This window comes from Terriglobus aquaticus (genome assembly GCF_025685415.1).
Taxonomy (GTDB): Bacteria; Acidobacteriota; Terriglobia; order Terriglobales; family Acidobacteriaceae; genus Terriglobus; species Terriglobus aquaticus.
In genome coordinates this window covers 2,696,417-2,717,680 of record NZ_JAGSYB010000001.1, presented here as the reverse complement: position 1 = coordinate 2,717,680, position 21,264 = coordinate 2,696,417, and the positions used below count along the sequence as shown (strand labels likewise).

The 21,264-nt window shown below is 61.2% G+C and carries 17 protein-coding genes; 13 read left to right on the top strand and 4 right to left on the bottom strand.

Translation table 11 applies throughout. The features are described from left to right. Positions 1-206 precede the first annotated feature (206 nt). The 12 genes from OHL12_RS11315 (at position 207) to OHL12_RS11260 (ending at position 14,612) form a co-directional block, all read left to right on the top strand. Positions 207-1,163 carry a cytochrome c3 family protein gene (locus OHL12_RS11315; RefSeq protein ID WP_263413919.1) on the top strand — a complete coding sequence of 319 codons (957 nt, stop codon included), beginning with the start codon at positions 207-209 and terminating at the stop codon, positions 1,161-1,163. Positions 1,164-1,213: 50 nt separating this feature from the next. Then, entirely contained in the window at positions 1,214-4,351 is a 3,138-nt protein-coding gene (locus OHL12_RS11310; protein ID WP_263413918.1) for a TAT-variant-translocated molybdopterin oxidoreductase, read from the top strand. Continuing rightward, positions 4,351-5,799 carry an NrfD/PsrC family molybdoenzyme membrane anchor subunit gene (gene nrfD / locus OHL12_RS11305; RefSeq protein WP_263413917.1) on the top strand — a complete coding sequence of 483 codons (1,449 nt, stop codon included), beginning with the start codon at positions 4,351-4,353 and terminating at the stop codon, positions 5,797-5,799. The genes OHL12_RS11310 and nrfD overlap by 1 nt, the downstream gene beginning before the upstream one ends. After that, positions 5,799-6,341 carry a DUF3341 domain-containing protein gene (locus tag OHL12_RS11300; RefSeq protein WP_263413916.1) on the top strand — a complete coding sequence of 181 codons (543 nt, stop codon included), beginning with the start codon at positions 5,799-5,801 and terminating at the stop codon, positions 6,339-6,341. The genes nrfD and OHL12_RS11300 overlap by 1 nt, the downstream gene beginning before the upstream one ends. Further along, entirely contained in the window at positions 6,341-7,222 is an 882-nt protein-coding gene (locus tag OHL12_RS11295; protein WP_263413915.1) for a c-type cytochrome, read from the top strand. The genes OHL12_RS11300 and OHL12_RS11295 overlap by 1 nt, the downstream gene beginning before the upstream one ends. A 55-nt stretch (positions 7,223-7,277) precedes the next feature. Then, positions 7,278-8,639: a hypothetical protein gene (locus OHL12_RS11290; RefSeq protein ID WP_263413914.1), complete on the top strand. Its 1,362-nt coding sequence runs from the start codon at positions 7,278-7,280 to the stop codon at positions 8,637-8,639. Further along, the gene (locus tag OHL12_RS11285) at positions 8,629-9,432 is read left to right on the top strand and encodes a hypothetical protein (RefSeq protein ID WP_263413913.1); all 804 of its coding nucleotides are present in this window, start codon (positions 8,629-8,631) and stop codon (positions 9,430-9,432) included. The genes OHL12_RS11290 and OHL12_RS11285 overlap by 11 nt, the downstream gene beginning before the upstream one ends. A gap of 27 nt (positions 9,433-9,459) precedes the next feature. After that, positions 9,460-10,398 carry an SCO family protein gene (locus OHL12_RS11280; RefSeq protein WP_263413912.1) on the top strand — a complete coding sequence of 313 codons (939 nt, stop codon included), beginning with the start codon at positions 9,460-9,462 and terminating at the stop codon, positions 10,396-10,398. A gap of 88 nt (positions 10,399-10,486) precedes the next feature. Continuing rightward, positions 10,487-11,533 carry a cytochrome c oxidase subunit II gene (gene coxB, locus OHL12_RS11275; RefSeq protein ID WP_263413911.1) on the top strand — a complete coding sequence of 349 codons (1,047 nt, stop codon included), beginning with the start codon at positions 10,487-10,489 and terminating at the stop codon, positions 11,531-11,533. Continuing rightward, entirely contained in the window at positions 11,530-13,188 is a 1,659-nt protein-coding gene (locus tag OHL12_RS11270) for a cytochrome c oxidase subunit I (protein WP_263413910.1), read from the top strand. Before coxB ends, OHL12_RS11270 begins: the two co-directional genes overlap by 4 nt. Before the next feature lie 142 nt (positions 13,189-13,330). Then, a complete protein-coding gene (locus tag OHL12_RS11265) occupies positions 13,331-14,089 on the top strand; it encodes a cytochrome c oxidase subunit 3 family protein (RefSeq protein WP_263413909.1) in 759 nt (252 codons plus the stop codon). A gap of 109 nt (positions 14,090-14,198) precedes the next feature. Next, positions 14,199-14,612 (top strand): cytochrome C oxidase subunit IV family protein, encoded by a 414-nt coding sequence (locus OHL12_RS11260; RefSeq protein ID WP_263413908.1) that lies wholly within the window; start codon positions 14,199-14,201, stop codon positions 14,610-14,612. 311 nt (positions 14,613-14,923) lie between these two features. On the opposite strand, the gene OHL12_RS11255 is transcribed toward OHL12_RS11260, so the two are convergent. Both OHL12_RS11255 and OHL12_RS11250 read right to left on the bottom strand, forming a co-directional pair. After that, entirely contained in the window at positions 14,924-17,710 is a 2,787-nt protein-coding gene (locus OHL12_RS11255; protein WP_263413907.1) for an ABC transporter permease, read from the bottom strand. Next, the gene (locus tag OHL12_RS11250; RefSeq protein ID WP_263413906.1) at positions 17,707-18,063 is read right to left on the bottom strand and encodes a PadR family transcriptional regulator; all 357 of its coding nucleotides are present in this window, start codon (positions 18,061-18,063) and stop codon (positions 17,707-17,709) included. The genes OHL12_RS11255 and OHL12_RS11250 overlap by 4 nt, the downstream gene beginning before the upstream one ends. A 92-nt stretch (positions 18,064-18,155) precedes the next feature. Between OHL12_RS11250 and OHL12_RS11245 the strand changes: the two genes are divergently transcribed. Continuing rightward, positions 18,156-18,581 (top strand): ribosomal maturation YjgA family protein, encoded by a 426-nt coding sequence (locus tag OHL12_RS11245; RefSeq protein WP_263413905.1) that lies wholly within the window; start codon positions 18,156-18,158, stop codon positions 18,579-18,581. Positions 18,582-18,683: 102 nt separating this feature from the next. On the opposite strand, the gene OHL12_RS11240 is transcribed toward OHL12_RS11245, so the two are convergent. Next, positions 18,684-20,531: a M20/M25/M40 family metallo-hydrolase gene (locus tag OHL12_RS11240; RefSeq protein WP_263413904.1), complete on the bottom strand. Its 1,848-nt coding sequence runs from the start codon at positions 20,529-20,531 to the stop codon at positions 18,684-18,686. 130 nt (positions 20,532-20,661) lie between these two features. Further along, positions 20,662-21,255, bottom strand: a complete 594-nt coding sequence (locus tag OHL12_RS11235; RefSeq protein WP_263413903.1) for a TlpA family protein disulfide reductase — start codon at positions 21,253-21,255, stop codon at positions 20,662-20,664. Positions 21,256-21,264 lie beyond the last annotated feature (9 nt).

The window sequence follows — 21,264 nt, the reverse complement described above, 5'->3', positions numbered from 1 at the left end:
AGTTTCGCTCAGATCGGCAGAAATCCTGCCTCCCTCTGATTCGGACCTCGCCAAACGCAACGACCGCGGGTGCAGCACAGCCCGAACACGGCCCACCGGTGAAGCAGGCGGGGGACAGTTTCATAGGTGGCACTTAGCAGCCACCGCTCTTTGGACGGGCCGAGCGATTCCGTAGCGCTCCGGTCCGGGAGAAGCAGGACGCATCGATGGCGCAAGTATTTGACCGCAGTTCGAACGCCCTGGCGCGGGCAGGTCTGGTTCTTACCGGACTGATCGTCGTCGCGCTGGGTGTGGCGTTGAATTCGCTGCAGCGCTCCCCCTGGGTCACCAGGCAGGGCCAGCGCGCCGATCAGCCGGTGCCCTTTTCGCACCGCCACCACGTGGAGGGTCTGGGCATTCAGTGCCAGTACTGCCACACGAGCGTGGAAAAGGCTGGCTACGCCGGCATTCCGCCGACCAAGACCTGCATGAACTGCCACTCGCAGATCTGGACCAACGCTCAGATGCTCGAGCCGGTACGCCAGAGCTGGGCGACCGGTCAGTCGATCAAGTGGATCCGCGTGCACGATCTGCCAGACTACGTCTACTTCAATCACGAAATTCACGTGAACAAGGGCATCGGCTGCGCCAGCTGTCACGGCCGCGTCGACGAGATGCCCATCATGTACATGGAAAATTCGCTGCAGATGGAGTGGTGTTTGAACTGCCACCGCAACCCGGCGAAGAACCTCCGCCCGACCAGCGAAATCTACAACATGGCATGGAGCGGACCCACCCGCGACAAGCCAGTGTGGTGCGCGGAAACCGGCAAGGGCGGACCCACGGCCCAGCAGATCAACTGCGTGACCAAGGACCCGCAGCAGGGCAATCCGCAGCTTGCGTTCCTGCAGCAGGACACCAGCACCAACGGTCCGAACTACGATCCGGGCAACGGTCTGGCCGGCGCGTCCAACGGCAAGTCGTCCTCTTCGACCGGCACCGACCTGGAGCCGAACGCGAAGAACGGTGCAGGCAAGACCTACTCCGATACGCAGACGGGCGCAATCCTGCCGGCCAGCTACACCAAGTTCACCTCACAGGAAGCTCTCGGCACCTTCCTGTCGGATCACTACCGCATTCGCCGGCCCAATGAGCTCCAGAGCTGCGAGGTATGCCACCGATGAACTCTGGAACCCTAACGAGCCCCGTGAACGACGGAATGGAACCCAAGGCAATGCTTGAAAGCACGACCGCTGCCTCCGGCGGCGCACAGGTAGTCACCTCCATTCAGCCCGCAAAGCTGAGCCTGGAGGAAGTTCGCTCGCGCCTGGATGCGCAGGGCGGAACCAAGGGCGGCAAGCGCTTCTGGCAGTCCATTGACGATCTGGTCGACGCGCCGGGCTTCATGGAGATGGTCAAGGAAGAGTTTCCCCGTCAGGCTTCGGAGCTGACCGAGGGCTTCTCGCGTCGCGGCTTCATGAAGGTCATGGGTGCCTCGCTGGCCCTGGCCGGCGTCACCGGTTGCACCAAGCAGCCGGACGAGCCGATCTATCCTTACGTCAAGCAGCCGCAGGACCTGATCATCAGCAAATTCAACTACTTCGCCACCGCTCACCCGTTTCCGACGGGCGCTGTGCCGGTGCTGGTGAAGAGCCGCGAATACCGTCCGGTCAAGATCGACGGCAATCCGGAACACCCGATGTCCAAGGGGAAGACGGACGTCTTCACCCAAGCGACCCTGCTGGATTTGTACGATCCGGACCGCTCCAAGCACGTGATCCAGCGGACCGCGGGCCAGAGCATTAATGCCGATTTTGGCGGCTTCCAGACGGCGTTTGCGGAAGTTGTTGAGAAGCTGCCCCAGGGCAACGGCTTGGTCTTCCTGTCGGAGACCATCACCTCGCCGACTCTTGCCGCGCAGTGGAAGGCCGTCCAGGCCAAGTACCCCGGCGCGAAGCTGGTCCAGTGGGAACCGATCAACCAGGACAACGCCCGCGCCGCCACCAAGGCAGCCTTTGGCCAGTATGCTGACGCACAGTACAAGCTGGAAAACGCGGACGTCATCCTTGCGCTGGATGCCGATTTCCTGTCGTCCAACGCGTTCCCGGGCTTCCTGCCGCTCAGCGCAGGCTTTGCCGAGCGCCGCAAGTACGAGCCCGGCAAGACGATGAACCGCCTGTACGTGGTTGAGACCAACCACACGGTCACGGGTGCCAAGGCGGATCATCGCCTGGCCCTGAAGCCGAGCGACATCGACGCATTCGCCGCTGCTCTACAGGGCGGCAGCTACACGGGCGGCAACGAGCAGGCGCAGAAGTTCTTCGCAGCGTTGCAGGCGGACCTGAAGCGCTCCGGCGCTCGCGCCGTCGTCATCGCGGGTCCGCAGGCTTCGGTTGCGGTAAATCACGCCGCGCTCGCGCTGAACCAGCAGCTCGGCGCCGTCGGATCCACCGTGGTCTACACCCAGCCTGTGGCAGAGATCCCGACCGAGCAGTACGCCGACCTGCGGAACCTGGTGAACGCCATGAACGCCGGCCAGGTGAAGGCTCTGGTTCTGCTGGGCGGAAATCCCATCTACTCGACGCCTGCCACCCTTGGCTTCGGCCCGGCCATGAGCAAGGTGCCGTGGACTGCGTCGCTCGGCATGTATCAGGACGAAACGAACGTCCTGACCAGCTGGCACATCAACCAGGCCCACTTCCTGGAAAGCTGGTCAGACGCTCGCGCGTACGATGGCACAATCTCGATCGTTCAGCCGATGATCGATCCGCTGTACGGTGGCCTGACCTCGCACGACATTCTGCAGACGCTACTGGATAACCCCAGCATGACCTCGTACGAGGTGGTCCAGGCCACGGCCAAGACCTACATGAAGGGTGATTCGGAAGCAGCGTGGCGCAAGGCTCTGCATGACGGCTGGGTTGAGGGAACGGCGTTCACGCCCCGCTCCGGCGGCATCTCGGGCGCAGCCGCTCCGGCACCTGCCCCGGTGCAAAGCAATGGCGGCCTGGAGCTCGTCTTCCGGCACGATCCGTCGCTGTACGACGGCCGCTACGCCAACAACGGCTGGCTGCAGGAGTTGCCGAAGCAGATCACGCGTATCAGCTGGGACAATGCCGCGCTGATGAGCATGAACACCATGACCGAGCTGAAGGCGAACGAGGAAGAGCTCCTCGAACTGGAAGTCAACGGTCAGAAGGTCAAGTTTGCTCCACTGATGGTTCCCGGGCACGCCGACGGCGTTGTGACGGTCCATGTGGGACAAGGCCGCTGGTTTGGACGCAACGCGCAGTTCGTCGGTTCGGACGCATACAAGCTGCAGTCGGTGGATTCACCCTATCTTTCGAGCGGCCTGAAGGTGAATGCGACCGGCGAAAAGCACAACTTGTGCGTTACGCAGGTCCACTCGATGGACCAGCGTGGCAAGACCGCGCAGAGCGACTTGCAGCACCCGGACACCTCCGGCAACGAGTCGCTTCCGGGGCACGAAGCCATGGAGCGGGCGATTATCCGCAGCGCAACCGTTGCCGAGGCGCAGAAGACGCCGGGATTTGCTCATGAGGGCAGCCCGCTGAAGGAGACTCCCGAACACGAGGAGAGCTTCTTCCCCAACGCTTGGAGCTACACCAACCAGGACAAGTCGACCGGAACCATCCAGAATGCCTGGGGCATGACGATCGACCTGAACAGCTGCATCGGCTGCAACGCCTGCGTCGTCAGCTGCTATGCCGAGAACAACATCCCGGTGGTTGGCCGCGAACAGGTCAAGGTCGGCCGCAACATGCAGTGGCTGCGCATCGACACCTACTTCGAGGGCGATCTGCACGCTCCCAAGGCGCACTTCCAGCCCATGGCCTGCCAGCATTGCGAGAACGCAGGCTGCGAACAGGTTTGCCCGGTCGGTGCCACGGTGCACACACCCGAAGGCCTGAACACCATGGTGTACAACCGCTGCGTGGGTACGCGCTACTGCTCCAACAACTGCCCATACAAGGTACGCCGCTTCAACTTCCTGCTGTACGCGGACTACGACACCGAGTCGCTCAAGTTCATGCGCAACCCGGAAGTGTCAGTACGCTCACGCGGTGTGATGGAAAAGTGCACCTACTGCGTTCAGCGGATTGAGGCCGTCAAGATCGAGGCTGACAAGGAAGGCCGGCCCATCCGCGACGGTGAGATCATCACCGCCTGCCAGGAAGCCTGCCCGACCGAGGCCATCGTCTTCGGCAACATCAATGACAAGAACAGCCGGGTGGCCAAACTGAAAGCGGAAGAGCGCAGCTATCAGGTACTCGCCGACATTAACTACCGTCCGCGGACGAGCTACATCGCCGGCGTGACCAACCCGAACCCAGAGCTGGAGACGGCGTAATGGCGACCAAACCAATCAGTGAACCACTCCGCCATCCGGTAAACGACCCGATGATCGACCCGCGCACCGGCGAGTTCGCCGTCATTGCGCCGGGCCACAACTTCGCGTCGGTAACGCAGAAAATCTCAAATGTGGTGCTCACGTCCCACACCCCGCTGGGCTGGTTCTTTGGCTTGATCGCGGCGGCTGGCGTGCTCACCATGATGATCGTTGCCATCACGTGGCTGGTGCTGCGCGGTGTAGGCATCTGGGGTGTCACCATCCCCGGCGCCTGGGGCTTCGCCATTGTCAACTTCGTGTGGTGGATCGGTATCGGTCACGCCGGAACGCTGATCTCCGCCATCCTTCTGCTCTTCAAGCAGAGCTGGCGTAACTCGATCAACCGCTTCGCCGAAGCTATGACGATCTTCGCCGTCTGCTGCGCAGGCCTCTTCCCGGTGCTGCACATCGGGCGTCCGTGGCTGGGATACTGGCTCTTCCCGTACCCAAACACCATGAACATCTGGCCGCAGTTCCGTTCCCCGCTCTGCTGGGACGTGTTCGCGGTGTCCACGTACGCGACCATCTCGGTAGTGTTCTGGTACATCGGTATGGTGCCTGACTTCGGCACCCTCCGCGACAAGGCTACGCATCCGTTCCCCAAGTGGTTCTACGGCCTGCTGTCGCTTGGCTGGCGCGGTTCCACCCGTCACTGGATGCGGTATGAGACAGCGTCGCTCCTGCTGGCTGGTCTGTCGACCCCACTGGTGCTCTCGGTCCACACCGTCATCAGCTTCGACTTCGCCGTCGCGGCTCTGCCCGGTTGGCACACGACCATCTTCCCGCCGTACTTCGTCGCGGGTGCTATCTACTCCGGCTTCGCGATGGTGCTGACGCTTGCGATTCCGATCCGGAAGTTCTACCACATGGAAGACCTGGTTACGCTCCGTCACCTGGACAACATGGCCAAGGTCATGCTGGGTACGGGCCTGATCGTGGCGTACGGCTACGGCACAGAGGTCTTCTTCGCCTGGTACTCCGCTTCCCACTGGGAGTGGTTCATGATGTGGAACCGCATGTTCGGTCCCATGGGTTGGGGATACTGGATGCTCATCCTCACCAACATCGCGATACCACTGTTCACGCTCTGGTGGCGCAAGCTTCGGGTCAACGTCACGTACCTGTTCATCCTGTCGCTGATCATCAATACCGGTATGTGGTTTGAGCGATTTGTGATCGTGGTGACCTCGCTGTACCGCGATTACCTGCCCTCCTCGTGGGGCACGTACCGCGCCACCAAGTGGGATTACATGCTGTACGTCGGCACCATGGGCTTCTTCACGTTCCTGTTCCTGTTGTTTACGCGCTTCGCCCCCATGATCCCGATGAACGAAATCAAGATGATGCTGCCCCAGGCCAAGCTGGCGGGCGGCCTGGATGCCGAGGAAACGGTAGAGGAGACGGCCTGATGCCAGTCGAAGAGGGAGTCTACGGCCTCCTGGCCGAATTCAATACCCCCGGTGCCATGGTGCACGCGACCGAACAGGCTCGTGCCGCCGGATACCGCCGGATGGAGTGCTACACGCCCTACCCGGTCGAGGAAGCCGCGACCGCTCTGGATGTGCACCACACCCGCGTTCCGCTTTTGACGCTGATGGGCGGCTTGATGGGCCTGACCACGGCATTCCTGATGCAGACCTGGATGTCCGCCATCTCCTATCCGATCAACGTCGCGGGACGGCCACTCTTCAGCTGGCCTGCCTTCATGATCCCGGCATATGAGTGGACCATCCTGTTCGCGGGCCTGTCGGCCGCGTTCGGCATGTTGGCCCTGAACGGTCTGCCCCAGCCGTACCACCCGTTGTTCAACGCTCCCAATTTCCGTACTGGAGCGACGGACAACAAGTTCTTCCTGTGCCTGGAAGCGGCGGATCCCCGGTTTGAGCTGGCGGACACCCGCGCGTTTCTCGAACAGTTCCACGCCGTGAGTGTGGTGGAGGTGGACCTGTAATGCAGGCCGTCCAGACAACAGCAACGACGGAACGGGCCACCGCCATGAAACAGCGGCTGCTGGCGGTTTCCTTGTCTGCCCTTTCGGTGCTCGGCCTTGCCGGCTGCCGCCAGGACATGCACAACCAGCCTAAGTTCTATCCCCAGCGCGGGACCGAGTTTTTCGCAGACGGACGCTCCGCGCGTCCCCAGGTAGAAAACACCGTCGCGCGCGGCCAAGCCGATGTTAACAGCTACTTCATGACCGGCATGCAGGGCGGCAAGGAAGGCGACGGCATGCCGTTGCCCGTGACCATGGACCTGCTGTCCCGCGGCCAGGAACGGTACAACATCTATTGCACGGCGTGTCACTCCCGCGTGGGTAATGGCGGCGGCATCGTCGTACAGCGCGGCTACCGCCCGGCAGGGAATTTCCACACCGATCGGCTGCGCTCGGCGCCGCTCGGTCACTTCTACAACGTGATTGCAAATGGCTACGGCGCGATGCCGGAATACGGCACCATGCTCCCGGTGGAAGATCGTTGGGCGATCGTGGCCTACATCCGGGCTCTCCAGTTGAGCCAGAACGCTACCGCTGCCGATGCGGGCGGAGTACCCATCCGCAAGCTGGGCGACGTTGCAGAGGCGAACGGTCTACCGCGCAACTTTGCTGCAGAGTGGGCGTTGCCGGCGACGGCTGTGTACGGCACACCAGACAACCAGGATCACGGGATCCCGGGCCAAGACGCCGCGACCAATGGAGCGAACGTGTCCGGCAAGACCGGAGTCCAGACACAAAACACGGGCCATGGAGCGCCGGGATCTGCAGGAAACGTGAGTTCGCCCATCACTCCCAATGCCGGATCTTCGATGTCTCCGGCTACGCTCAACGGGCCCCGCTAAACCTTCGCCCCCACGCACCACCTGAACGGCACCACACGCTAGGACGAGAGACGGAATGGCACACGAACACGGACTCGACACACACGCCACACACGGCCACACCAATGTGCACGGGGCGGCCCTGCACATCGATCACGGCCCTCGTGTGCTGCCGGCCAACCTGAGCGCACCGCCGGTGGTTGCGGCCTGGCGCACCCGTTCCCTTCTGGTGGGCGCTGTCGGCGTGGTACTTTCGCTGCTGTTCCTGATCACTCCGGACGGCCGCGACCACTTCGCGCGCGCTCTGCTACTCGGCTGGTTCATGGCGTTCTCGCTGTGCGCCGGCGGCCTGTGCGTTCTGATGCTGCAGTACGTCTCCGGCGGCAAGTGGGGCCTGGTCATCCGGCGTCCGCTGGAAGCCATGGTCGGCACCTTCTGGTTCGTGGTGGCGCTGTTTGTGCCGATCATGCTGTTCGGCCGCAAGCTGTATCTCTGGATGGATTACCCGACCCGTGCGGCGGTAGAGAATGCACTGTCGAACCACCTGATCTCGGAGTCGGAGGCGCACGCACTGAACTGGAAGCACCTGATGCTTTCGCCCATGAGCGTGACCCTGCAATTTATCGTCGTGTTCGCATTCCTCGGCGCCTGGGGTGGCCTTCTCAACAAGTGGTCCATCGACCGGGATGCCGATCCGCGCGCCGGTTCCATGGCTTCCTTCGAATACTGGCGCATCAAATGCGAGAACCTGTCGGGCATCGGCATCCTGCTCTACTCTGTGGTGCTTACGATCGTTGCGATTGATTTGGTGATGTCCATGGACATCACCTGGTACTCGACGATGTGGGGCCTGCAGTTCCTGGTCGGGCAGGGCTACCTCGTGCTGGCCGTCTCCATTCACACCATCATCCGGCTCTCCCGCACCCAGCCCATGGCTACTGCGCTCCGGGTGACCGAGCAACATGACCTCGGCAAGTTCCTGTTCGCCTTCGTCATGCTCAACATCTACCTGACGTTTGCGCAGTTCCTGATCATCTGGTCGGCCAATCAGCCGGAGGAAATCCACTTCTACCTGAACCGCATTCGCGGCGGGTGGTGGGTGATCTGCTCGCTCGACTTCATCTTCCACTGGGTGATCCCGTTTACGCTCCTGCTGAGCCGTGGCTTCAAGCGGAGCCGCAGCAAGATGCTGGCGCTCACCGCGTTCATGGTCTTCGCGCGCGCCTTCGATCTGTTCTGGCTGATCGAGCCGAACTTCCCGAAGTCCATGGCGAACTTCGCCGGTGGCGGCATCAGCATGCTCGCCTACATCACGCTGCCCCTCGGAATCCTCGGCTTCTGGAGCTTCTATTACCTGCACAACCTGCAACAGCGTCCGCTGATTGTCCTCAACGATCCGCACACGGCGGAAATCCTGGAGCCGGAACATGCCCATTAATTCAGGCCAGCAGAACACCGAGCATCACGACGAGCACGGCATTGAAAAGCCGAATCCGCATCCCATGCCAAAGACGGATGCGGAGCACCCGGGCTATGAGATCACCGACGTCAACACCAAGGGCGTTGTGGTCTTCATGGGCGGAATGCTCGCCTTCATTTTCGTCTTCTTCATCTTTTGCTATGCCGCTGGCAAGGCCCTGAACTTTGGTCTGTTGAAGCAGGACAGCGATCAGGACTCACGCAATCCACAGGCAGCCTCAGCCAGTGGGTCGCCCATCGGCCTGCATCGCGGCGACAGCATGACCAACAACCCGGAGATGGAGCAGCGTGAGTCCGCTCTGGTAGCCCAGAGCTTTCCCACGCCCCGGCTGGATGCGGACGACTCGAACCAGTCCACCGCCGACCTGCACGCCCGGGAGGATCTGCTGCTGAACTACTACACCGAGGTTGAGTCGAACCAGGGCGCAGCAGGCGGCCGTCCCGGCACCGTTCGGATACCGATTGACGTTGCCATGCAGCTCCTTGTAAAGAGAGGCCTGCCGTCGTCCAATAATGGAGGAGCCACCACCCAGATCGCATCGGGGGCGGCACCCAATGCTGGTACGACGGGTGCAAACGGCAGCGCGGAAATGACGGGCGACGTTGATCACCTCGTCCATCCTCCGCTCACCAATGGTTTTGCCCGTACCAGCTATGAACTGGACCAGATCGAGCAGCGTGGTCAGGCGCTGGAAATGAAAAATGAGCAGAATGCCCGCAACAATGGCGAGCACGCCAAGCTCGAGAAGTAAACGGAAGCGAAAGGGAATCGGAGCGGCATGAGCATGATGGACATATTCCGGAAAACACGGCGCACCGCGTATGCGGCAGCGGCGGTGTTGCTGGGGTGTGCCTTGCTCCCCCTCGCGACTCCCGCGCAGGTCGCTTCCTACGGTGAAAAGCAGACGGGCGATCAGTACGGCAACGAACTGCCGACGGTATTGAAGAGTGCTGCAATCAACCAGCGCCTGAATGGCCAGATTCCTCTAAACTCCACCTGGACGGATGAGACCGGCAAGTCAGTCCACCTCGGGGACTACTTCCAGAATGGCAAGCCGGCGATTTTGGCTTTGGTGTACTACCAGTGCCCCATGCTGTGTTCGGAGGAACTGGACGGCTTGACGCAGGCGCTTGCCATGGTTCACCTGAACCCTGGCAAGGACTTTCAAGTTGTCATAGCCTCAATCGATCCCAGCGACACTCCCGCAATGGCGGAACAGAAGAAGGCGCTCTACACCAAGCGGTATGCGCGTCCGGGCACCGAGGCCGGATGGCACTTCCTGGTTGGGCCTCAGCCGTCGATTGACGCACTTTCGTCCGCGGTGGGCTTCGGCTACGTCCGCGTCCCCGGACCAGACGGCAAGCTCACGCAGTTCGCTCACGCCTCGGCGATACAGATCCTCACGCCCGAAGGCAAGGTGGCCCAGTACTATCTAGGAGTTGAGTACTCGCCAAAGGACGTCCTGCTTGGGCTGGTCGAGGCTTCTGGTAACAAGATCGGTTCCCCGGTTGCCAACATTCTCACCTATTGCTACCACTATGACCCGCACCGCAACCGGCACAGCATCATCGTTGCGCGTGTAGTGCAGCTTAGCGGCATGGTGACCCTTGCGGGCCTTGGGGGCTTCATGTTTCTCATGTTCCGGCGCGACCACCAGATTGCAAAAGAGCAGAACCACCTGACGCGGCGGAGCGATCCGGATCGCGACGTATCCTAAACCGCCCATTTCGAGGCAGACAGATCGTTCGTAAACGGCAGCACGCATCACCGCAGGACAAGATTTACAGGAAGAGATAAGGCCAACGATGTCGTATATCAGTCCAGTGCTCTGGCAGTTCCTCACCAAATGGTTGACGTATTTCGCCATCTGGCCGCAGGAGGCGTCGACCGTCGCGCCCATGGCCGACGCACTGTACCTGTTTCTCTGGGGCATGACCGTCGTCGGCATGATCCTTGTCGGCGCGCTTGTCTTTGTCTTCTCGGTTCGCTACCGCGCGCAGAAGCACCCCGAAGCCGTCCAGATCGAGGGCTCCACGCTGCTGGAGGCCACCTGGACGATCATCCCGCTCGGCATCTTCCTGTTTGTGTTTGTTTGGGGCGCCTGGCTGTACTTCCGGATCTACAATCCGCCAGCCAACGCGATGCAGATCTACATCGTTGGCAAGCAGTGGATGTGGAAAGCCGAACATCCCGGCGGTCAGCATGAAATCAACGCGCTCCATGTCCCGACGGGTCGCCCTGTCCAGTTGACGATGATCTCGCAGGACGTCTTCCACTCATACTCCATCCCGGCGTTTCGCGTGAAGCGCGAGGTCATCCCCGGGCGGTTCACCACCGTGTGGTTCAACGCAACGACTCCGGGCACCTATCACCTGTTCTGCACCCAGTACTGCGGCACGCTGCACAGCGGCATGATCGGCGAAGTAACGGTGTTGAGCCCGGACGATTACCAGCGGTGGACGGAGCAGTCCACCAGCGGCATGAGCCTGGCGCAGAACGGCGAGCGCCTTTTCAATTCGCTGGGATGCAATAGCTGCCATAACGGTACAGCTGCGGCTCGCGGACCGGTCCTGGCGGGAGTTTACGGTTCCAAGATCCAGATGGACGACGGCACGACCCAGATTGCGACCGATGGCTGGCTCCGCGACACCATTCTGAACCCCTCGCAGCATGTGCCGGCTGGGTACAAGCCGATCATGCCGACCTACCAGGGCCAGGTTTCTGAAGAAGGCCTGATCGATCTGGTCGAGTACATCAAGAACCTCAAGAGCAATTATCGTAATCAGCAGACCCTGGTTACCACGCAGTCCAACAACGCGGCGCCGACCACGCCCGATATGGTGAAGCCATGAGCACTATCGTCTCTCTGCCCGACCAGAGCACCGCGACGCTGCCAAAGCGTAGCTACCTGAACGCAGAACACGGCCTGTTGAGCTGGCTGCTGACTGGCGACCACAAGCGCATCGCCATGCTCTACCTGGTTTCCATCACATTCTTCTTCTTCCTGGGAGGCTTCTTTGCCGGCATGATCCGGCTGGAGCTGCTGACCCCGGTGGGAGACCTGATGGCGGCAGACACCTACAACAAGATGTTCACCATGCACGGCATCGTCATGGTCTTCCTGTTCCTGGTGCCGTCCGTTCCGGCCACGCTGGGCAACTTCCTAATCCCAATCATGATCGGGGCCAAGGATCTCGCGTTCCCCAAGATCAACCTGCTCAGCTGGTACCTGTACATGATCGGCGGCACGTTTGTGCTGGCGTCGTTGGTGCTGGGCGGTGTGGATACCGGCTGGACGTTCACCACGCCTCTCTCCACCCACTACCTGAACACGCACGTGATCACCACGGCGACCGCGATCTTCATCGCAGGATTCTCGTCCATCTTCACGGGCCTGAACTTCATCGTGACGATTCACCGTATGCGCGCACCAGGCATGACCTGGTTCCGCCTGCCGCTGTTCGTCTGGTCGAACTATGCCGCCAGCATCATGATGGTGCTGGGCACTCCGGTCCTCGCCATTGCGATCACTCTGGTGGCCCTGGAACGGACTATCGGCATCGGCGTCTTCGATCCCGCCAAGGGCGGCGATCCGCTGCTGTTCCAGCACCTGTTCTGGTTCTATTCGCACCCTGCCGTGTACATCATGATTCTGCCCGGCTTCGGTGTCATCTCTGAGGTGATCTCCACCTTCAGCCGCAAGCGGGTCTTCGGGTATACCGCAGTTGCCTTCTCTTCGGTGGCGATCGCCCTGTTCGGCTTCTTCGTATGGGCGCACCACATGTTCATCATGGGCGTGTCCAACTACTCGGCCCTGGTGTTCTCGCTGTTGACCATGCTGGTAGCGGTACCCTCGGCCATCAAGATTTTCAACTGGTCGTTCACGCTTCAGAAGGGCTCGATCACCTTCGAGACGCCGATGCTCTACGCGTTCGGCTTCATCGGCCTGTTCACGATTGGTGGACTCACCGGGGTCTTCCTGGGTTCGCTCGGCATGGACATCCACCTTACCGAGACCTACTTCATCGTCGCCCACTTCCACTTCGTCATGGTGGGTGGCATGCTCATGGCCTTCCTTTCGGGCGTCCACTTCTGGTGGCCCAAGATGACGGGCCGCATGTACCCCGAGTCGATCTCGAAGCTGGCCGCTGTGACCACGTTTATCGGGTTCATCCTCACCTTCTTCCCGCAGTTCGTGGTGGGTTACCTTGGCATGCCGCGTCGCTACCACGCGTACCCGGCGGAGTTCCAAGTGCTCAACGTACTTTCGACTGCAGGTGCGACGGTGCTTGGAGTGGGCTATCTTCTGCCGCTTTTGTACCTGGGCTGGTCTTTGAAGTACGGTGCGATCGCGGGTAACAACCCGTGGCAGGCAACTGGCTTGGAGTGGCAGATCCAGTCACCTCCGCTCACTGAGAACTTCCTGGAAACGCCCGTTGTGGAATGGGAAGCCTACGATTACGAGTGGCTGGCCAAGAAGCAGCAGGCTGAACTCTCCCACGTGTAGCTTCTCCCGGCGGCGGAACTCCCGCCGCCCACGCACCCCGGTTTTATACCCCGGGCAGAGTTACTTCGCTGAGGCCCGCAAGCCCGGCATAGCAGGCAACAGGAAGCGCCCTGATGTCTGGCACTGAGAGGAAGAGAGAACGATGTCGGTCAGCTCGACGTTTTCAGAGATCACCCATCCGCCCGCACCGGAGATCCACGCGTCTCACGACGTGCACGATCACCCGTTCTATCAGCGGCACCACTTTGAGACGGCTGAGCAGCAGCGCGAAGCTGCCGGCTTCGGCATGTGGCTCTTTCTGCTCACAGAAATCATGTTCTTCGGCGGCCTGTTCATGGCCTACCTGCTGTACCGGAACTGGTACTACGACGCCTTCGTTGCGGCGTCGAACTCCATCTCCGTGCCAATGGGATTGACCAACACCATCGTCCTGATCACGTCGTCATTGACGATGGCGATGGGCGTGTGGGCGGCCGAGGTCAAGAATAAAAAGCTGCTCCAGATTTTCCTGCTCGCGACTGTAGTTCTCGGCTTCGCCTTTCTTGGCATCAAGACCGGCGAGTACTACGACAAGTTCGCAGAGCATCACGTTCCTGGCGCTTCGTTCAGCATCGCGGACTTCGTGAATCCTCCGGCTGGAAGCAAGGAAAAGCCGCTGCCGATGGACATGGCGAAAAAGACGGAAGTCTACTTCTCCCTGTACTTCGCCATGACCGGCGTCCACGCGCTGCACATGATCATCGGCATCGCGATCCTGATCGTGCTGCTGTGGAAATCCAACAGCGGTGTCTACACGTCCGGGTATGTCCAACCCATCGAGAACTTCGGGCTGTACTGGCACTTCGTCGACATCGTATGGATTTTTCTGTTCCCGTTCCTTTACTTGATCAATCGACACTGACCTGTGTCAGGGTGCGACCGGTGTAGGGAGTCGCGTAGATCTGATATCGCATTGAAAACGCTGGGCCTAAAGAGAAAATAGAGCCCGACCCTCCAGGCAGGAGACAGGTATGAGTGAGTTGCAGAAGACAGATAACGGGGAACAGGCGATCGCTCTGTCGAACAAGCCCGTCGACCGGCATGGTGCCAACCTGGACTACCACGACGCTGGAAATGTGGTGAACCCCGAACACATTGCGCACCACATCGTTTCGCCAGTGATGTACCTGGCGATCTTCGGTGTGCTGATGATCGGCACCCTGGCCACTGTTGGCTTCGCGTATCTGCCGCTCGGTCCTTTCAACGCGGCCGTGGCCATCGCGATCGCCTGCACCAAGGCCGTGTTCGTCGTGCTCTTCTTCATGCACGTCAAGTACAGCTCTCGCCTGGTGAAGCTCACCGTGGTCAGTGGCTTCTTCACCTTCCTGGTGCTGGTGATCATGAGCATGAGCGACTACATCTCGCGCGCTTGGGGTCAGTGGTAAAACTCGCTTCTAAGCGGTAGTCATCGGAGGGACGCAGATGCGTCCCTCTTCTTATTGCGCTCGAAGTTGGGGAACGCCGGGCCCCTCAGTGAGTCGCCGACGGTTCGCTTCGCGTCCATATGCCCATTGCCTGGGCACCCGGTTGTTCTCGCATGGCGAGCTCCAAAGGTCCTGAAGCGGTCGGGGATCCCCTAAGCGCTCATGCTTCCAGCACATGGACCCAGAGATCCCGCGGTGGACTCTCCTCCTGCTCCTCGTTCCGTTTCACATGCGAGATTGCCGAGGCTAGCTGCTATCACAGCGCAAGGGTCTCAATCTTGTCGCAAAGCGATCACCGGTTCAAGTCGAGCCGCGCGCTCGGCCGGCACCCAGCTTGCAGTTACCGACACGGCAAGCAACAGGGTGACAGTCACCGTCAGGCTGAGCGGATCCCGTGCCTCCGTGTCGTACAGCAGGCTGCTAACCAACTGAGCGAGTCCGAGCGCTGCTCCAAGGCCAACCAGAACACCAGCGCCTGCAAGCCAACCAGCTTCCCGCAACACCATGCGGCGCACGCGGCCTCGTTCCGCTCCAAGAGCTAGCCGAATGCCGATCTCGTGCGTGCGCTGCGAAACGGTGTACGCCATCACGCCATAGATTCCCACACACGCCAACGCCAGCGCCAGCACGCCGAAGCCCGCCGTCAGCGTCGCGAACATGCGCTCCTGGCGAGAGACATCGGCGATCTGCTGAGACTGGGTACGGATGTTCAGCAGAGGCAAGTCCGGATCAAGCCGGGTCGCTGCCTCGCGCAGTGCCGGAACGATCTCAGCGGGCGCGAGCTGCGTGCGTACCAGGTAGACCGAGCCCTGTGCGGCGTCGCTCTGTCCCGACCACTGGAACTTATCCGTGAAGTAAATGGGCTCGGGAGCAGTGCGGAGATCGTTGTATTGTGTGTCGGCGCAGACGCCGATGATTGTGTGCCAATCCGGCTGGGATTTGCCGTCGACTTTGATCTCTCCACCAGAGATGCGCAGGCCGATCGGATTTTTACCATTCAGGTATTTGCGAACGAACGCCTGGTTCACCACAGTGACTTTAGGCGAGGTTTGAGTGTCCGTGCTGGTAAAGCCGCGGCCAATCAGCATTCGGATGCGTAACACCTGGAAGAATTCGGGACTTACGTCATCCGTGTGGACATGCCGTCCGTCGCCAAGATTCGCTGACTCCCCCTCGATCCGCACGCCGCTATTCCACGATGATCCCGAGATCAGTGCCACTGAGGCGGCGCTTGCTCCGTCCACTCCAGGCACCGCGGCAAAGCGGCTCGTCAACTCGCGGTGCAGTGCCACGCTCTTCACACCGGGATACTGCTTCTCAGGCGGCTGCACATCGAACAGCAGCAGCCCTCCAGGCTCAAACCCCGGCTTCACCCGGGACAAGTTCAGCATGGTTCGAAGGAAGAGAGCCGATCCGGCCACCAGTAACGTTGCCATGGCAATCTGGAACGCGACCAGGCCCTTGCCGGTCCATGCCTTGCGCTGCCGGGAAGCTGTGGCTGCACCCTGTTTCAGCGCGGTGTTTACGTCGGTGCGCGTGGACTGCCACGCGGGCGCCAGTCCAAACAGGATGCCGGTGAGCAAAGTGATCGCGGTGGTGAAGGCAAAAATCGGCCAGTTGAATGGGATCGGCATGGCGTTGGTCTGCCAGGCGTTTTGCAACAGAGCAGGCGCAGCAGTTCGTCCCAGGTAGCCCAGCATGGCGCCGGCGGCACCACCAATAGCGGCAAGCAGTAGCGATTCAACCAGCAACTGGCGGAACACTCGTCCGCGCCCCGCACCCAGAGCCAACCGGACGCTTATCTCCCGTTGACGATTGTTGGCGCGGGCAAGCATCAGGTTCGCCACGTTGGCGCAGGCCAGTAACAGAACGCAACCCACCAACCCCAGCAGAATGTACATGGGGCGGCGCATGAACATGGATTCAATCGCTTCGCCCCGGCTGCCATCATCCGTGACGAGCCGATCTACAGTCTCACCCGCCGCGGGCGTTACTGTGGCCAGGACCGCTGTATGGAAATGATGATCCAGGCGGTTTTGCAGCACAGCGTCAGTCATGGTCGCGGGCTTGCGAACCATCATCTGAATCCAGCACAGCCTGCTGCTCTCCAGAACCTTGTCTTCGCCCAGCGTGCCATGCAGCGTCGCGATCATGGACATGGGCATTACCAACTCCGGCGCCCTCTGCACGCCATCTGCACCGGTGAAGCCCTTGGCATTCACGCCCACGATGGCGACCGGAAAGGTGTCTACACGGACGACTTTCCCCAGCACGTCGCGGGAGCCTCCAAAGGCTCTCTGCCAGAAGTCATAGCTGATCACCGCGACAGCTCCCGTGCCGGGAGCGCCGTCGTCAGCAGGCAAGATGCCGCGGCCCAGCTCAGGAATCGTCTTCATGGATTCGTAGAAGTTTCCGGAGACCAACTGCGCTTCGACGGCTTGTGCAGTGCCGTTTGAAGCGACGTTTACCGTCCCGATGTCTTTGAATGCGAAGACGGATACGCCGTCTTTTCCCGCCGCACGCTGCACCTGCTGATAGACGGGATAGGGGAATGAATCGGAACGAAACTGGCCGTTATCCGCTCTGTAATCCGAACCCCAAGTCCCGTGATAGACGGATCGTTCCCCCTCCTCGCGATACAGCATGCGAAGTTCGGTAGGGTGCGGTACGGCCAGGCGCTCCAGCAGCATAAAGTGCGCAACGGAGAAGATCGTTGTGTTCGCGCCGATGGCGAGTGCGAGCGACGCAGCCGCGATCAGGGTGAATCCGGGGCTGTTGCGCAGAACCCGGACAGCGTATCGGAGATCCCCGAGAAGTTCGTCCAAAGGACGAAGACCGATCGCCGAGCGGATGTTGTCCCGTGAAGTCTCAGCACCGCCGAAGGCGATGCGGGCCTGCCGGTGCGCCTCGGCCGGTGCGATGCCTTGTGCAATCAGCGTAGCTGCATGCTGTTCCATGTGGAAGCGGATCTCTTCTTCCATCTCTCGCTCAAAGCGAGGGCGTGAAATGAGAGCGCTTAGCCACGCGCCTATCCGGTGCAGAAGGGTCGGCCTGTTCACGCGCGGCCTCCTTCCGGGGGTGCGGAAGTCACGCGCAGGATGGCGGCCATAATCTTTGAGACTCGGCCCCAGCGGTCCAGTTCCGCGGCAAGCTGCTGCTGGCCCGCCTTGCTCAGCCGGTAGTACTTCGCGCGCCGATTGTTTTCGCTGGTGGACCACTCCGTCAGCAGGGCGCCGCTCGCCTCCAGGCGGTACAGCGCCGGGTACAAAGAGCCCTGCTGAATCAGTAGTTGCTGTCCGCTCATCTGCTCAATCCGCTGCAGCACGCCATAGCCGTGCAGTGGCCCCAGCGATACTGCTTTCAGGATGAGCAATTCCAACGTTCCCTGCAACAGGTCGACCGGTTCCGCCATGCGAATGTACTCCTAGACGATCTAGGGAGCAGCGTAGGCCCGCTCTCCTAGTCTGTCAAGGAAAGAGTTGCGTTCGCTTGTATGGTGAGATCGTGTTGCAGAATGCTGGTACTTCCCCTCGATCCTTCGCAGCGTCTACCGCGCTGATCGCCCTTACGCTTGTGCTTGGGCTGGCTATCCGCTTCGGGCCCTTAGGGCTGCCGTGGGCCATTCGCAAGTACGGTGGTTCGGTCCTTTGGGCCGCCATGCTGTACTGGGTCGCTTCCACGCTGCTGGGGCGTATGCGCCTGCCTGCAGTTGCGCTCATCACAGAAAGCGGCGCCGTCGCCGTAGAGTTCTTCAAGCTCGTTCACACGCCGGGGCTGGAGAGGTTTCGTGCCACGCTGCCCGGCATTTTACTGCTCGGCCGCGAGTTCTCCTACACCGACATCCTGGCGTACACGATCGCTATCCTCTGCGCATTCTTTCTGGACTCCGCACTGCGCAGCCGGCGCTCGCGCCTCTCTGTAGAGCGATAAGGTTTGCCAGCGCGGCTCCGGCTATGGCTGGAATGCAAGAACTCTGGAGCAAAAGCAAAGGGCTGCGCGGGATGCGCAGCCCTCTTGCTTCGGCCGGATCAGCTACTGCTGCGGAGCGCCGGGCTTGCCGGCATCCGGTGCGGGAACTGCGGTGGGGAACAGGTTTTTCAACTGCTGGTCGCGCTCGCGGTTTTCTTCCGGGTGTGGGAAGGGCTTGCGCGGCATCATGGCGTCGCGCTCGGCCGTGTTGTATAGGAAAATCGCCTCGATGGTCGCGGCCTGCTTCAGGTCATCCTCGTGAATGCGTTCCACGGTGTCCATGTTGCTGTGGTGGGTGCGCGTTTCGTAGTCCATCGGATCCTGGATGAACTGGAAACCCGGCAGGCCGACCGCGTCAAAGCTCAGGTGATCGGTGCCGCCGGTGTTGCGGTAGCTGACGGTCGTCGCTCCAAGGTCGTGCAGAGGCTTCAGCCACTGCTCAAAGATCGGCGCGATGGCGTAATTCTCCTGGGTGTACACGCCGCGGATGCGTCCCGTGCCGTTGTCCAGGTTATAGTACGCGTCCAGCGTCTCCCATTCCTTGGTGGTCTTCAGCGGTCCCTGCGGTCCACGCAGGAACGACATGATCGGGTCAGCACCCGGCGCCGCTGGCGGCTCCTGGAACTCACCGAAGTGCTGCTTCACGTAGCCACGGCTGCCAAACAGGCCTTGTTCTTCGCCGCTCCACAGAGCGATGCGGATGGTGCGGCGCGGCTTGTACCCGATCGCCTTCAGGATGCGTACGGCTTCCATCGCGACGACCGATCCGGCTCCGTTGTCGGTCGCCCCGGTGCCGCTGATCCAGCTATCCAGGTGGCCGCCAACCATGACCACCTGATCCTTCAGCTTGGGGTCTGTTCCCGGGATCTCCGCGACGGTGTTGAAGCCGTGCTCGTTGTCGCCGGTGAACTTCGTTTCAATGTTCACCTCAAGCTGCACGGGGACGTTCTGCTTCAGCAAACGGTAAATACGGCCGTAACCCTCGACCGTAGCGACTGCGTTGGGGATCGTCACGGCGGACTCGCGCTTCTGCGCGTTGCGGCTAAGGTTGGCTCCGTTGTCGTCGAAGATGATGCCGGTGCCGCCGCCCTTGCCGCCGTCGCGGCTGGGCGTGATGATGGCGACCACATTCTCGGCCTGCATCATTTTCAGCGCGGCGGTGCGCAGTTGGGTCAACCGCTGGCGCTCTGCCAGCATCTGCTGCATGGTCATGGGCGGGCCTGCGGCAGCGCGGCGCTGCTGACCCTCGTAGTTCTCCATCTCTTTCAGTTCCGCTTCGGTGTAGCGGTGGAAGAGTGGCTCCGTCAGATCGACGATCGCGTGCGGGGCTCCCAGCAGAACGATCTTGCCGGCCAGCTTGCCCTTGTACTTGTCCAGGTCGGCGGAGGTCGTCAGTTCTACCAGAACGGCATCGCCGGTCACGGCACCCTTGGTGGCCGGCGACCAGGGCGCGGCCTGAATCCACAGCGGCTCGGTATCGGGCGTGATGATGCGGGCCCAGCTATTCACCTGGGCCCAGCCCATGCCGAACTCGCCCCAGTCCTCCAGGTGTGCATTGACCAAGCCGGCATCCGTCAGCCGGTCGCGCGTCCACTCGTTGGCCTTCTTCATGTTGGGCGATCCGGTCAGGCGAGGCCCAATGCCGTCCGACAGGCCGGTCATGTAATCCATCGCATGCGAGTGCGCGTAGCCCTCGGTGCGGATGCGCGCGTACATGTTCAGGTTGATGTCTTCGGTGCCGGGCTGCGGCCCGTAATACCCGCGCATGGCCTCTGCCGAGGTCGCTGCCTCATGCCGTGTCTTTGGCTTTTCCTTGTCCGCCGCAACGGCAGGCAGAACGGTGGTGCAGACGGTCGAGAGCAACGTCGCGGCACACACACCACGGCGCACGGCGCTCCAATGAAACGGCATCGAGAAAGCCTCCAGAAGTCACTGCTGTAAAAGCGAGAGTAACAGGGGAGACGCAGCTGGCCCGGCCCAAGTTGCAGCCGTCTGCCAGGGCGGCAGAGCAGCAGGAAATGGCCGATCGAAACGGCTCAGCTCACGGGTGGGCTTCTGTGTCTTTCAAGTAGTACTGCATCACGCGTTCCGGCACTACACCGGTCACCGTGTGGACCACCCGGCCGGAAGCGCTGATGTACAACGTCGTGGGATACGCTGCCACACGCCCCAGGGCTCGGTGCGTTTGGTCGTTGGCCTGCACCAGCGGATAGGTGATGCCCAAGGACCGCGCCAGCTCCCGCGCTGCTGGAATCACGTCAGGATCGTCTTCCAATCCGACGATCAGCGCCTCGGGATGGCTCTGCTGCAGGTGATCGAGCCAGGGCATCTCTTGCCGGCACGGGCCGCACCACGGTGCCCAGATGTTCAGGACAATCACCTTGTTCTTTATTACCTTGTCGGCGAGCGAAGCTTCTTCCAGGCTGCGCAGATTCAGTTGCGAAAGATCGACAAGCCTGGGCGCTCGGTACACATGGCTTCGAAACAACAGGTACGAAGCGGCTGCGAGCAGCAGAAGGCCCGGCAGTTTTCGCGACCACCGGTACCGCAGTTCCGCATCCACGTTCATGCGATGGTGGCGAACGCCCGAGTGTTTCCTTAGCGCAGCTTTATCCAGGAACAATCGAGCCCTCATACTTTGAAC